Below are 13,446 nucleotides of genomic sequence, written 5' to 3' on the forward strand. Positions count from 1 at the left end.
CGCCTCCCCTCAGGCGGTCGGCGCGGGCCGTTTGAACATCCGCGTCGCCGTGATCTCGCTGTGCACCGCCTCCTGGGCCGCGCTCTGCTGGGGCAGTCCCGGCCGGAGGTGCTCCTCCACCCGGATGTACTTCAGCCCGGCCCTGAGGTCGGCGTCGTTGCGCAACCGGATCACCAGGGGGAACTCGGCGAGGGCCGTGGTGTCGAACAGACCGGTCGTGTAGAGCAGTTGCACGCCGAGCGCGTCGGCGACGGCCCGCTGGAGCTCCAGCAGGTACGTGGCGTTGGCGCGGCCGATGGGGTTGTCCAGGAAGAGCGTGCCGGCGTGCCGGTACCTGTCCCGGCCCCGGTCGTTGCTGCGCAGTGCGGCCATCGTGCAGTACAGGGCGATGGCCGCGGTGAGCAGCTGACCGCCGGAGAACACGTCTCCCATCTGGCCGACGGGCACCCGCTCGGCGCGCAGCACGGCGTCCGGCTTGAGGATCTCGACGGCGACGCCCTTGGGCTGCAGTGCCGCCGCGACGCCGCGCAGCAGCAGGGACATGCCGTCCCGCCGCAGGTCGGAGTTCTTCCTGACGGCCGCGCGGGTCGCCTCGTCGACGACCTCGCCGAGCCGCTCGGTGAGCGTGGCCGGGTCGGGTTCCTCGAAGCGGATCCGCAGGAACTCCTGCCCGGACCATTCGCCGAGCCCTTCGGGCAGCCGGGACAGCCGCTGGGCGGAGCGGAGCGTGGCGAGGGCCGATTCGACCAGGCCGCGCAGCCGGTCCACGATCGAGTCGCGGTTGCGCTCCAGCTGCTCCAGCTCGTCGGTGAGGACGCGGAGCCGGGGGGCGAAGGCGTCCGCCCACCGCTGGGCGTGCTCGGGCAGCGCGGAGGCGGGCAGCTCGCGGATCTGCTGCCGCGCGGGGGTGCGGACCTGCTCGTAGCGCGTGGAGTTGGCGTGCCGGACGAGGACGTCGCAGGCCTCGCGCACGGCGGCCTCGGCGGCGGACAGATCGGTGGCGCAGCCGCGCAGCGACCGGCGGGTCTCGGCGGCGGACTGCCGGGCCTCCTCCAGGGTGCCCGGGTACGGCTCGGGCTCGTCCTGCTCCTCCTCGACGGTGTGCTCGCGCAGCAGGTCGCGGAGCATCGCGGCGATCTCGTCGAAGCCGCCGGCCGCGTCCTCGGCGGCCCGGTGGGCCTCCAGCAGCCCGGCGTGCGCCTCCCGGGCCTGGGCCAGCGCCTCGGTGCGGGAGGCGAGTTCGGCCGTCGCCGTGCGCAGCAGCGCCTGCGCGTGCTCGGCGTCGCGCGGTACCAGTTCCGCAGGGAGCTCGGTGTGCGCCTCGCCGTCCTCGGGCGCGTGCCGCTCGGCCTCGCCGCGCAGCCGCCCGAGCTGCTCGCTCGCGCTGGACATCCGGGTCTCCAGGAGCTGCACCAGCTCCTCGGCGCGCGCGGCGGCCGCCTGCCGGGAGGGCCCGTCGGCCCCGTCGGGCGACTGGAGCAGCTGCTCGGCCCGGGTCCGGACCTTGTTGCTCAGCCGGTCCAGCTCCGCGCGCGCCGCGCTCTCGTCGCTCTCCGCACGGGCCTGCTCGGCGCGCAGGTCGGCGCCGACGCCGACCTTCTCGTACACCTGGGAGGCGGCCCGGTAGGCCTCACGCAGGGCGGGCAGCGAGGCCTTCGAGGCCTGGGCGCCGTCCTCCGGTACGTCGTCGGGGGCGCCCGCGATCTCGGAGCGCTCGGCGCGCAGCGCCCGCGCGGTACGGCGGGCGTCGTCGGCGGCGCGCTGGGCGGCACGCCGGTCCTCGTCGGCGGCGCGGGCCCGTTCCAGGCAGGCCTGGGCGCGGGCCTCGGCCTCGGCCGCCTCGTCGGCCAGTTCGCGCAGCCTGGCCTGCCAGCCGGCGCGCTCGCGCAGCCGGAACGCGAGTCCGGCGAGGGCGTCGGCGGCGCGCCGGGCCTTCTGCGCGCTCTCCTGCCGCTCGTCCCGCACCCGCACGGCCTCGGCGGCGGCCTCCTCGGCCTCGGCCCGCGCGGTCCGCGCCTCGGCCAGCTCGGCCTCGGCCTCCTCGGCGAACGCGCGCGCGTCCTGCGCGGCCCGCGCCAGTTCGGCGAGCCGGCCGGCGGGGCAGCCGGTGCGCCAGGAGGCGAGCCGGGCCGCCAGCTCGCGGTCCTTGCCGAGCCGCGCGGCGAGCCGGCGGATCTCCTCGTCCCGCTCGGTCGCCCGGGCCCGCAGCGCGTGCCGTTCCTCGTCGGCGGCGTGCTCGTCGTGCATGGCCGGGTTCGGCGGCACGAGGAAGACGTCCCCGGTGTCCGCGTCCGGGGCCGGGGTCGGCGCGAGCAGGGCGGCGGCCGTGCCGACGGCGACGGCGGAGCGGGGCAGCAGCGCGGCCTCGCTCAGGGCCTCCCGGGCCCGCGCGTGCGAGTCCGGGTCGGTGATGATCACGCCGTCGACCAGCTCGGGCCGGGCGGCCAGCACGCGCGCGTGGTCGGCGGGGTCGACGGCCTGCGCGAGGTAGCGCCAGCCGGGCAGGGCGGGGATGCCGTGCTCGCCGAGGAACTCGACGGTGGCCAGCACGTCCGGGCCGGGCGGCAGCAGTCCGCCGTCACCGAGGGCGCCCAGGATCCGGGCGTCGTCGGCGGCGGCCGTGCGCAGCTCGAACAGCTGGCGCTCGGCGGCGGAGACGGTGTCGTCGAGCAGGCCGCGCAGGTCGTCGGCGAAGCGGTCGAGCTCCTCGGCGCTCAGTGCCTGCCCGTCGGACCGGGACCGGCCGGCCGCCTCGCCGTCCGCGGCGGGGCGGGGCCGCGGAACGGCCGTGTGCGCGTCGGAGGTCAGGCCCAGCAGCTCCGCCAGTCGTTCCTCCCCCGCCAGCGCCTCGGCGGTGCGGCGCTCCGCCTCGTGGGCGCGCTCCGCCGCCGTGGCCGCGTCCGCCGCTCGGGCGGCGGTCAGTTCCGCGCGGGTCTCGGCGGCGGCCGCCTCGCGCGCGTGCTCCGTGGCCCGGCGGGCGGCCTCGCGGGCCTGGTCCCAGGCCGCGACGGCCGTCTTCTCCGCGTCGCTGGCGGCGAGGGCCGCACGGGCCGGGTCGGCGTCGGGCGCGCTGTCGTCGAGCCAGCCGGCGCGCACCGCCTCGGCGGTCTCCTGCTCGACCTCGGCGAGGCGCTGGCGCAGGTGCTCGGCCTCGCTGCGGGCCCGCTGGGCCTGTGTGGCGGCGGCGGTGGAGTCCCGGTAGGCGTGGTCGCTGACGTCCTGCAGGGCAGCGGAGCGCTCCTCCTCCTCGTTGGCGTGGTGCTCGGCGTCCTCGGCGGCCGCGTGCAGGGCGCGCACGAGGTCGACGGCGGCCTTGGCCCGGGCGGCCAGTGCGGGGGCCGCGTCGCGCTCCGCCTCCCGGATCGCCGCGGAGACGCGCGCGACCCGGTCGGCGGCGGCACGGTGGCGCAGGACGGCCTCGGCGGCCTGCCAGGCGGAGTACAGGGTGCGCGCGTCGGCCAGCTCGCGCTTCTGCGCGGCGGCGGCCTTCTCGGCCGCCGCGAGCGCCAGGGAGGCGTGCCGGTAGGCGAGTTCGGCGGTGATCAGGGCGCTGCGCTCCCGTGCCGTCTCGGCGTGGGTGACGGCGTGCGCGGCGGTGGTGACGCGCTGGGCGAGATCGGCGGCGCGGGCGCGTTCGCGCACGCCGCGCGCGGAGAGCCTGCGCGCCAGGGTCCGCGTACGGCGTTCCGCGGCGGTGTGGATGTCGCGCGCGCGGGTGCGGGCCCCGGCGGCCTCCACGATCCGGCCCAGCAGGTCCACCGACCCGGCGGTGAAGTCCCGTTCGGCGATCAGCTCGGCGCGCCGGCCCAGCTTGCTGCCGAAGCCGCCGACCAGGTCGGCGAGTCCGTCGGTGTCGCGGGTGTCGGTGACGGCGCGCAGCAGCAGGTCGGTGAAGTCGGCGTCCTTCTTGACCGCGAAGAGGCCGGCGGCCTCGCCCTCGTCGGCGTTCATCTCGCGCTGGTAGCGGAAGAGTTCGGGGTCGAGGCCGAGCTCGCCGAGGTGCTCGGTCCAGCGCTCGTGGATCTCCTCCCAGTGCACCTCCAGGTGCGGGTAGGTCTTGCCCGCCTCGGTGAGGGCGTCCCGGAAGCCCTTCATGGTGCGGCGCCGTCCCCGGGCGCCCGACTGGCCCTCGGCGGGCGGCCGTACGGTGGTGGACTCGGCGACGGGCAGGCTGTCGAGGCTGAGGCCCGGGCCGGGCCGGAAGGAGTACCAGGCCTCGGCGAACTTCCGCGGGTCGTTGGAGACCTGCCGTCCGCGCCACTCGCTGACCTTGCCGACGACCACGCACTCGCCGGTCTGCACGTGCTGCCACTCCAGGGCCACGTGCCCGCAGTCGTCGGCGAGCAGGAACTTGCGCAGCACGCCCGAGCTGGCGCCGCCCAGGGTGTTGCGGTGGCCGGGCAGCATCACGGAGAAGATCAGTTTGAGCAGCACCGACTTGCCGCCGCCGTTCTCCAGGAAGAGCACGCCGGCGGGCGCGGGGCGGCGCGGCGGCCCGACGGGCTCCTCCTCGAAGAACTCCGCCTGTGTGGGCGCGGGGTCGGGCACCGGCTCGCCCACGCCCCGCAGGTCCAGCACGGTGTCGGCGTAGCGCGCACCGGCGGGACCGATGGAGTAGAGGCGGACCCGGGACAGCTCGTACATGGCGGACTCTCGTAAGTCTTCGGCAGGGAAGGGGGTTCGGAAGGGTGTCGGGGTGGGTGGGGCAGGTGTGTCAGGAGGTGTGGAACGGCAGGCCCGCGTCGGCCACCAGCTCCAGGTCGTCGGTGTCGTCGGCGGGCAGCAGCGTCGGCGTGCCGTCGCCGACCGGGACGATGCCCAGCTCCAGCAGCTCGGCCATCGCGGCGCTGCCGGCCATGTCGCGCACCTGGAGCTGGTAGCGGGCGGTGGTGCGGTACGTGCCGCCGTTGTCGTCGCCGGTGCGCTGGAGGAATCCGGAGTCGGTGAGGAAGGCGACGGCCTTGGCGACGATGCCGGTGGTCGAACCCGCCGGGCGGCGGGCGTCCTTGGTGGCGCCGGTGGCGCTGCGTCTGGCCCAGATGCGCCAGGCGGCCTCCAGGCCGGGCGCGTCGGTGGCCGGGTCGGTGTTCTCGCCCTGCTCGGCGGCCCGTTCCTCCAGGCGGCGGCAGGCCTGCCGCACGAAGGCGTCGACGCCGTTGACCGTGACGCGCCCGATGTAGCCGTCGTCGGCGAGGTCCTCGGGACGCGGGAACGCCAGGGCGGCGACGGCGAGGTGGGCGAGCCCGTGCAGGAACCGGTCGGTGGACTCGGCGGACGCGCGACGCGCGTAGTCCCCCATGCGCACGGCGAAGACGGAGTCCTCGGCGGCGGTCACGGCCATGCCCGCGCGCGGGGACACCTCCAGCACGATCAGGCCGAGACCGGTGGCCACGGCGTCGGCGAGCCGCGCGAAGGCCGGGTCCTCGCGGTACCGGCGCAGCAGGTCCGCGTACTCCTGGTCACGGGCGGGCTGCAGCTTGGGCTGCAGCCCGAAGGCGACGAGCCGCGCCGCGTCGGCGGCGTCGGCGGGGGTGACGGCGGCGGACACCGACGCGGCGGGGGCCTCCGGCTCGCGCCACTCGACGTGCTCGCTCACGGCTGGAACTCCTCGGGTCGGGAAAAGACGGCGACTGGCTGGGGGACGCGGGGCTGTGGCGTGTGCGGTCGCGCCGGGTGGGCGCGCCCGGCCGTCCGCGGACCGCGGTCACGGACGGCCCCGGACGCCCGCGGGGCTCTCATGCGGCTTCCGTCCTGTCCGCCGCCATGCCCGCCGCGTCCAGCAGAGCCGTCCCCACGATGAGGTCGGCCCCGCCGAACTCGGGATCGTCCAGCTCGGTCCCGTCGTCCACGGCGAACAGCAGCTTCCGCTCGCCCTGCCGGTAGGCCGTGCCGACCGGCGGACTGGCCGCGTGGATGGCCAGCAGGGCCACCAGGTAGGGCAGGTCGGGGTCCTGCGTGCGCGCGTCCGCCAACAGCCCCGACAGCCGGCGCGGCGCGTCGGCCGGCAGGTCGAGCAGCTCCATCGCCGCGGCCAGCTGCTCCTCGCTGAACCGGCTGTCGTCCGGCGTGGCGATCAGGTCGGGCTCCGGCATCTCGGCGCCCAGGTGCTCGCGCTCCGCGGGCGGGGTCAGCAGTATGTCGACGAGGTCGCCGACCCGGACGGACACCGGCGCGCGCAGCCCCGTGCCGCGCGCGAAGAACGCGTCGGTGACGCGGACCGCCCGCTCCAGCGGCAGCGGCAGGACGGGCGAGAGGAGCTGGCCGTACAGGTCCAGGCCCGAGATGCCCGCGGGTGTGGCGAAGGCCTGCCGGTCCTGCTCGGCGCGGAAGAGCGGTCCGGCCTCCAGCAGCCGGGACTGCAGCTGGGTGTGGCGGCGGATGCAGTCCTTGACGATGTCGACCAGCTCGGCGGCGCGGCGCTTGTGCCCGGGGTCCTCGGACTCGTCGCGGGCCTTGCGGATGTTGGTGAGGATCGCGTTCTCGTGGCGGTAGCGGTCGGCGACGTGGTCCAGGGCCTCGGCGATCATGTCGGGCACGGCGTTGAGCCAGTCCACCGCGCGCACGTTGCGCCGGGTCGCCTCCAGCGCCTTGCGCAGCGACTCGGAGTACTGCACGGTCCGGTACCGGGCCTGCTCGGCCGCGAGCTGCGCGTCGGCGAGCCGGCCGCGGCTGATCAGCACCTCCAGCTTGACCTCGGCGGCGATCTGGGCGCTGGTGACATCGGTGTCGAGGGCGCCGACGAGGACGTTGACCGCCTCGTCCGTCGTGCGCAGGTAGACCGTGCCGCCGGGGCCGGGGACCTCCTCTATCAGCTTGAAGTCGTAGTCGCGGCGCACGTAGGTGCCGTCCGGCCCGAACGTGCCGTACACCGCGCGGAAGCCGCGGTCGACGCTGCCGACGTTGATCAGGTTCTCCAGGACCCAGCGGGCCACCCGCTCGTGCTCGGCGGCGGGCCGCCGCGGGGCCTGGGCGGCGATGCGCGGGATCAGGCGGGCGACCACCTGGTCGTGCTCCGCGCCCGTGTCGAAGTCCATGTTGAGGGTGACGAGGTCGATGGCCGCGAGGGCGATCTCCGCCATGCCGTACACCGAGTACTCACCGGCGAGGTTGGCCTTGCGCGCGTCGAGGTCGTGCAGCGGCGCGGTGCAGGCGAGCGCGCGCAGCCGCCGCGCCAGTCCCTCGTCGGCGGCCGGCCCCTGGGCAGGGCGCGTCCCCGCGCTGAGCTGGGGCGGAACACTGTCCGTCGATGCAGGCGAAGTCACGGTGCACAGACTAGGTCCTCGGTCTGACAACGACCCAAACGGCGCAGGGGCGTCCTCGCGTCCCGGCCGTCGCACCGGCGGCGCGCCGCTCCGGCGTGCTGCCTAGCCGTCCTCCCCGACCCGCCGCCGGTACACCTCGACGACCCGCCGCAGCGAGTCCTCGAGGTAGCCGGCGAGCAGGCTCTCGGCCTCGTCCCGGTCCCCGGCCCGAAGGGCCTCTAGTATGCCGACGTTCCGGGCGATGTACGGCTCGTGGAGCCTGCGCGGCTCGTCCACGACGTGGAAGGCGAGGCGCAGTTCGGCGAAGACGCTGCGCATCAGCTCGTCGGTGCGCTCGCTGCCGGCGAGGGCCACGAGCTCCCGGTGGAAGTGGATGTTGGCCGTGCCCACCGTCTTCCAGTCGCCCTCGTCCGCCGCCCGCCGCCCCTGCGCCACGGCCCGTGCGAGCGCGTCGAGGCCGTACGGCGGCTCGCCGAGGCCGCGCACGACGGCGCACTCGACGAGGCGGCGGGTGCGGTAGATGTCCTCGACGTCCTCGACGGTCAGGACCCGGACGAAGACGCCCCGGTTCAGTTCGTGGACCAGCAGGCGTTCGTGCGTGAGCAGCCGGAAGGCCTCGCGCAGGGTGTTGCGGGAGACGCCGAGCGCGCCGCCGATGCCGTCCTCCGGCAGGCGCGTCCCGGGCGGGAAGTACCCCTCGGAGATGCGGCTCCTGAGGATGTCCGCGACCCGCTCGGCGGTGCTGGTGCGCCCGAGGAGGGCCCGGTCGCCGGCGAGGGACGTCAGCTGCTCTGCCATGCCGGAATTCAAGCGCAGATCACCAGAACGAACCAACATGAGTATTGAGGGATCGTTGAACAATCCTCTACGGTGCTTCCAGTGCCCTCCATGGCGCCGCCTTCGCACCACGGCGCCGGACCACTGCGCACGGCACGGCTCAGTCCTCCAGCACCCTCCGTCCTCCTTCTGCGAGGTGCCCATGAGCACGCCCCCTCCACCGCAGGCCCGCACCGAGGCCGCGCCTCCCGCGGCGGCCGAAGACCCCGCCGGCGACGGGGCGCTGGGCTGGCTGCGCGCCCTGGGGCCGCGCGGCCGCCGCGCCTTCGCCGGCGCGTTCGGCGGCTACGCCCTGGACTCCTACGACTACTTCACGCTGCCGCTGAGCATGGTGGCGCTCGCCGCGTACTTCGGCCTGGACAGCGGCCAGACCGGCCTGTTCACGACGGTCACCCTGGTGGTCTCGGCGATCGGCGGCGCCCTCGCGGGCGTGCTCGCGGACCGGATCGGCCGGGTCAAGGCGCTGATGCTGACGGTGATCACGTACGCGGTCTTCACGGTGGCCTGCGGTTTCGCGCCCGACTACGAGACGCTGCTGGTCTTCCGGGCCCTGCAGGGCCTCGGCTTCGGCGGCGAGTGGGCGGTCGGCGCGATCCTGGTCGCCGAGTACGCGAGCGCCGGGCACCGGGGCCGCACCCTCGGCGCGGTCCAGAGCTCCTGGGCGGTGGGCTGGGCGCTGGCCGCGATCGTGTACACGCTGGTCTTCTCCCTGGTGGACGACGACCTGGCCTGGCGCATCATGTTCTGGACCGGCGCGCTGCCCGCGCTGCTGGTGGTGTGGGTGCGGCGCAGTGTGCACGACGCGCCGGAGGCGGTCGCCGCGCGGGAGAGGAGCCCCCACAAGGGCTCGTTCGCGGCGATCTTCAAGCCCGGTCTGCTGCGCATCACGGTCCTCGCCGTGCTGCTCTCCACCGGCGTCCAGGGCGGCTACTACACGCTCGCCACCTGGGTGCCGACGTACCTGAAGACCGAGCGCGGCCTGTCGGTCGTCGGCACCGGCGGCTACCTGGCGTTCCTGATCTCGGGAGCCTTCGTCGGCTACCTGACCGGCGGCTACCTCACCGACCGGCTCGGCCGCCGGCGCAACATCTGGCTGTTCGCCCTGCTGTCGGCGCTGTGCATCCTGGCGTACGCGAACATCCCGAGCGGCGCCGACGGCCTGCTCCTGGTGCTCGGTTTCCCGCTCGGGTTCTGCATGTCGGCGATCTTCAGCGGCTTCGGGTCCTTCCTGAGCGAGCTGTACCCGACGGCGGTGCGCGGCACCGGGCAGGGCTTCACGTACAACACCGGGCGCGCCGTGGGCGCCGTCTTCCCCACGACGGTCGGTTTCCTGGCCGACAGCTGGGGCGTGGGCGGCGCCCTGGTCTTCGGCGCGGTCGGCTACGGCCTGGCGGCGCTGGCGCTGCTCGGGCTGCCGGAGACGCGTGGGAAGGAGCTGACGTGAGCCGCGCCCGCACCGGGGACCGCCCGGTGACGGCCGTCGCCCCGCAGGCGCACGCGTGGAGCCCGCACACCGCGCGCGCCCGCTTCCGGGAAGGGCTGACGGGCCCCACCGCCGGGGTCGCGGCGGGCCGCACCCAGGCCAACCTGATCTCGGTGCCCGCCGACTGGGCGTACGACATGCTGCTGTTCTGCCAGCGCAACCCCAAGCCCTGCCCCGTCCTCGACGTCACCGACGCCGGTTCCCGCACGACGGTGTTCGCGGACGGTGCCGGCCTGCGCACCGGTCCGCCGCACCGCCGGGTGCGGGGGAACGGCGGGCCGGCGGACGTGCGCGCGTACCGGCGCGGCGGCCCGGCGGACACGGTCCCGGACGGCATCCCGGTGTTCCGGACCTGCGGAGCGGCCCCGCGGGCGGCGGTGACGGTCTCCCGCCCGCCGTTCGCCCCCGCCCGCGCCCCGGGCCGGATGTCCCCCACCGACGCCCGCGAAGAGCAGGACCGCGTGGCCTGACAGGAAGCACCATGGAGTCATGACGTCGATCGATCTGAACGCCGACCTCGGCGAGGGCTTCGGCCGCTGGCGGCTCACCGACGACGAGGGTCTGCTGTCCGTCGTCACCAGCGCCAACGTGGCCTGCGGCTTCCACGCCGGGGACGCGGTCACCATGCGGCGGGTGTGCGAGCTGGCGGCCGCGCGCGGGGTGCGGATCGGCGCCCAGGTCTCCTACCGGGACCTGGCCGGCTTCGGGCGGCGCGCGATGGACGTGCCGCCCGCCGAGCTGGCGGCCGAGGTGGCCTACCAGATCGGCGCCCTGGAGGTCTTCGCCCGCGCGGCGGGCGCGCGCGTGGCGTACGTCAAGCCGCACGGCGCGCTCTACAACCGGGTCGTGCACGACGAGGAGCAGGCCGGCGCGGTCGTCGACGGCGTCCTCCTGGCGGACCGCGCCCTGCCGGTGCTCGGCCTGCCGGGCTCGCGCCTGCTGGAGCGGGCCGGCCGGGCCGGGCTGCCGGTCGTCACGGAGGCGTTCGCGGACCGGGCGTACACCGACGCGGGCACGCTCGTGCCGCGCTCCCGGCAGGACGCCGTGATCAGCGACCCGGAGGCCGTCGTGGAGCGCTCGGTGGACCTGGCCCGCTCCGGCGAGGTCACCTCCCACTCCGGGACGCGCATCGGGGTGCGCGCGCGTTCCCTGTGCCTGCACGGCGACACGCCGGGCGCGGTGGACCTGGCCCGCCGCGTCCGGGCGCGGCTGGAGTCCGCGGGGGTCCGGGTGGAGGCCTTCGCATGAGAGTCCTGCGGGTCGGCGAGGACGCCCTGCTCGTCGAGGTCTCCTCGGGCGACGAGGCCCAGGCGCTGCACGCGGAGCTGCTGCGGCGCCGCGCCCGGGGCGAGCTGCCGGTGCGCGAGATCGTGCCCGCGGCCCGCACGGTCCTCCTCGACGGCCTGGCCGATCCGGCCCGCGCGGCCCGCGACCTGGCGGCCGCCGAGGTGCCGCCCGCTCCCCCGCGCACGGGTGAGGTGGCCGAGATCCCGGTGCGCTACGACGGCCCCGACCTGGCCGACGTCGCCGCCCACTGGGGCGTGCCCGAGCGGGAGGTGGCCCGTATCCACTCCGCGACCGAGTTCCGTGTGGCCTTCTGCGGGTTCGCGCCCGGTTTCGGCTACCTCACCGGGCTGCCGCCGCGCTACGACGTCCCGCGCCGGGCCACCCCGCGCACGGCCGTCCCCGCCGGGTCGGTGGCGCTGGCGGGCCCGTACACGGGCGTGTACCCGCGCTCGTCGCCGGGCGGCTGGCAGCTGATCGGCACGACGCGCGTCGTCCTGTGGGACCACGCGCGCGTCCCGGCCGCCCTGCTGTCACCGGGCACGCGTGTGCGCTTCGTCCCGGTGGACGCCCCGGAGGCGTCATGACCGACCGCGCGCTCGCCGTCGTACGCGCCGGGGCCCTGACCACGGTGCAGGACCGGGGGCGCCCCGGGCACGCCCACCTCGGCGTGCCCCGCTCCGGAGCGCTGGACGGGCCCGCGGCGGCGCTGGTGAACCGGCTGGTCGGCAATCCCCCGGAGGCGGCCGTGCTGGAGACGACCCTCACCGGCTGCGCGGTGCGGCCCCGTTCCGCGGTCACCGTGGCGGTCGGGGGAGCGCCCTGCCGGGTCACGGTGGACGGACGCCCGGTCGGCTGGGGAGCGCCGGTGTACGTGCCCGCGGGCGCGCTGCTGGACGTGGGACCGGCCACGACCGGCGTCCGCGGCTACCTGGCCGTCTCCGGGGGCATCCTGGTCGAGCCGGTCCTCGGCAGCCGCTCGACCGACCTGCTGTCCGGCCTCGGCCCGCCGCCCCTCACGGACGGCGCCGTCCTGCCGCTGGGCACCCCGCGGGAGCCCCACGCGCGCGTGGACGCCGCCCCGCAGCCGGCGCCCCCGGCCGAGCTCGTCCTGCGCGTGACGCTCGGCCCGCGCGACGACTGGTTCACGCCGGAGGCCGTGCGCGCGTTCACCTCACGGGCGTACGAGGTCTCCCCCTCGAGCAACCGCATCGGCCTGCGCACCACCGGGCCGGCCCTGGAGCGGGCCCGCCCGGACGAGCTGCCCAGCGAGGGCATGGTGCTGGGCGCGGTCCAGGTCCCGCCGGACGGCGGGCCCGTGGTGTTCCTGGCCGACCACCCGACCACCGGTGGCTATCCGGTGATCGCGGTGGTCCGCACCGCCGACCTCCCCGCCGCGGCGCAGGCCGTGCCGGGCACGCCGGTGCGGTTCGTGCCCGTACGCCGCCGCTGACGCCCCGCATCCGTCCTCGGCCGCGCGTCGGCCGCGGCCCGGACGTCCCCCGCGCCCGTTCAGCCGTACGTCACCGCCGCGGACTCGGCCCGTGCGGGCTCCGGCCGCCGCTCCCCCACGGACGGCCGCCGCTCCCCCGCCGGCGGTGCCGCCGGCACCGCGGTGTGCGCCCGCACGTCGAGCCGGGCGCCCGTGCCCCGCGCGCGGTGACGCAGCTCGTCGGCGGCGCGTGTCAGGAGCTGCGGCAGCGGGTCGGTGCGGCGCCGGGCCCCCAGCCGGTGCCTGCGGCGGCCGGCCACCGCAGGCCCGCCGCCCGGGCCGGGGGCTCCGGCCCGGGCGAGGGCGCCGGCCCCGCCGGAGGCCGTGCTCCGCCGGCAACGCGTGGAAGCGCGGGCCAGTTGCCGGTGCCCGCGCTCACCGGGGTGCAGCCGGTCCACGCTCCACAGGGCGCGGTCGGTGATCCGGTCGCCCCCGCGGGCGTGCAGGTGCACCGCGCCCGGCAGCGCCTGCGCCGGACCGAGCCGGGCCGGCTGGGCCCGTCGCCGGAGGCCACGACACGGACACCGGGCAGGCCGCACGCACCGGCGAGGAGCCCGGCCCGCTTCTCGGGGGCGAGCCGGCCGACGTAGCCGACGGTCAGCTCGCCCTCGGGGCCTGGCCCTTGGGGGCGAGTGTCGCGGCCAGGCACCTGCTGGGCAGGGCGACGCGGGCCTGGGGATGGCCCGGGAGCGGGAGAGAGGGGACCTGAGGGTGGCCCGGGAGCGGGAGGGGAACGTGGACGACCGGGCACGGCGTGCGGGTGCCGGTCTCGCTGCCGGGAGCCGGGGCGGGGGCGACGACGGGGACGTGATCGCGGTCGGCGGGGTGCCGGGCGGTCCGGAGCGCGCGGTGGGCCACGCCGTTCACGTCGGGGGAAAGGATCCGGTCACGATGACGACGCGCATGCCGGTGGTGCCGCCGCGTCGGAGGCGCCCGCGCCGACGTGGATCTTTCCGGGCGGGGAACGTCCCGTGAGCGTTGCGCCGCGCACCCGCGCGGGTCAGGCGGCGTCCACGCCCGCCCGCCCCGCGGGTCGCCTCTCGTTCACCCGGTCGGCGCGGTTGCGCACCGGGGCCGGGACCGTGCGG

General features: G+C 76.5%; 9 protein-coding genes and 1 pseudogene. 5 read left to right on the forward strand and 5 right to left on the reverse strand.

The window, feature by feature from the left end:
* Nucleotides 1–9: 9 nt before the first annotated feature.
* The 4 genes from AB0L29_RS25080 to AB0L29_RS25095 all read right to left on the reverse strand — a co-directional run bounded on the left by AB0L29_RS25080 (nucleotide 10) and on the right by AB0L29_RS25095 (nucleotide 8,060).
* A complete protein-coding gene (locus tag AB0L29_RS25080; protein WP_365830003.1) occupies nucleotides 10–4,644 on the reverse strand; it encodes a hypothetical protein in 4,635 nt (1,544 codons plus the stop codon).
* A gap of 70 nt (nucleotides 4,645–4,714) precedes the next feature.
* Nucleotides 4,715–5,596: a hypothetical protein gene (locus AB0L29_RS25085; protein WP_365830004.1), complete on the reverse strand. Its 882-nt coding sequence runs from the start codon at nucleotides 5,594–5,596 to the stop codon at nucleotides 4,715–4,717.
* A gap of 139 nt (nucleotides 5,597–5,735) precedes the next feature.
* Entirely contained in the window at nucleotides 5,736–7,262 is a 1,527-nt protein-coding gene (locus tag AB0L29_RS25090) for a hypothetical protein (RefSeq protein ID WP_365830005.1), read from the reverse strand.
* Nucleotides 7,263–7,364: 102 nt separating this feature from the next.
* Nucleotides 7,365–8,060, reverse strand: coding sequence for a GntR family transcriptional regulator (locus AB0L29_RS25095; RefSeq protein WP_365830006.1), 696 nt, complete (start codon nucleotides 8,058–8,060; stop codon nucleotides 7,365–7,367).
* A 181-nt stretch (nucleotides 8,061–8,241) separates the two neighbouring features.
* Between AB0L29_RS25095 and AB0L29_RS25100 the strand changes: the two genes are divergently transcribed.
* From AB0L29_RS25100 to AB0L29_RS25120, 5 genes are read left to right on the forward strand one after another with little or no spacing between them, the layout of a single operon-like run.
* Entirely contained in the window at nucleotides 8,242–9,543 is a 1,302-nt protein-coding gene (locus tag AB0L29_RS25100) for an MFS transporter (RefSeq protein ID WP_365830007.1), read from the forward strand.
* Complete coding sequence (locus tag AB0L29_RS25105; protein ID WP_365830008.1) at nucleotides 9,540–10,052, forward strand: DUF1445 domain-containing protein; 513 nt, start codon at nucleotides 9,540–9,542, stop codon at nucleotides 10,050–10,052. Before AB0L29_RS25100 ends, AB0L29_RS25105 begins: the two co-directional genes overlap by 4 nt.
* Before the next feature lie 19 nt (nucleotides 10,053–10,071).
* Nucleotides 10,072–10,830 (forward strand): 5-oxoprolinase subunit PxpA, encoded by a 759-nt coding sequence (locus tag AB0L29_RS25110; RefSeq protein ID WP_365830009.1) that lies wholly within the window; start codon nucleotides 10,072–10,074, stop codon nucleotides 10,828–10,830.
* Nucleotides 10,827–11,453, forward strand: coding sequence for an allophanate hydrolase subunit 1 (locus AB0L29_RS25115; protein WP_365830010.1), 627 nt, complete (start codon nucleotides 10,827–10,829; stop codon nucleotides 11,451–11,453). Before AB0L29_RS25110 ends, AB0L29_RS25115 begins: the two co-directional genes overlap by 4 nt.
* Nucleotides 11,450–12,319: a biotin-dependent carboxyltransferase family protein gene (locus tag AB0L29_RS25120; RefSeq protein WP_365830012.1), complete on the forward strand. Its 870-nt coding sequence runs from the start codon at nucleotides 11,450–11,452 to the stop codon at nucleotides 12,317–12,319. The genes AB0L29_RS25115 and AB0L29_RS25120 overlap by 4 nt, the downstream gene beginning before the upstream one ends.
* Nucleotides 12,320–12,378: 59 nt before the next feature.
* Here the strand turns inward: AB0L29_RS25120 and AB0L29_RS25125 are convergent.
* Nucleotides 12,379–13,263 (reverse strand): annotated as a pseudogene (locus AB0L29_RS25125) (hypothetical protein).
* Nucleotides 13,264–13,446: the final 183 nt, after the last annotated feature.

Source organism: Streptomyces sp. NPDC052701 (assembly GCF_040678355.1).
In the GTDB taxonomy this organism is placed as follows: domain Bacteria; phylum Actinomycetota; class Actinomycetes; order Streptomycetales; family Streptomycetaceae; genus Streptomyces.

Coding starts and splice junctions, on each gene's coding strand:
- AB0L29_RS25110 (WP_365830009.1), top strand. CDS start 10,072: ATGACGTCGATCGATCTGAACGCCGACCTCGGCGAGGGCTTCGGCCGC.
- AB0L29_RS25120 (WP_365830012.1), top strand. CDS start 11,450: ATGACCGACCGCGCGCTCGCCGTCGTACGCGCCGGGGCCCTGACCACG.
- AB0L29_RS25095 (WP_365830006.1), bottom strand. CDS start 8,060: ATGGCAGAGCAGCTGACGTCCCTCGCCGGCGACCGGGCCCTCCTCGGG.
- AB0L29_RS25100 (WP_365830007.1), top strand. CDS start 8,242: ATGAGCACGCCCCCTCCACCGCAGGCCCGCACCGAGGCCGCGCCTCCC.
- AB0L29_RS25115 (WP_365830010.1), top strand. CDS start 10,827: ATGAGAGTCCTGCGGGTCGGCGAGGACGCCCTGCTCGTCGAGGTCTCC.
- AB0L29_RS25080 (WP_365830003.1), bottom strand. CDS start 4,644: ATGTACGAGCTGTCCCGGGTCCGCCTCTACTCCATCGGTCCCGCCGGT.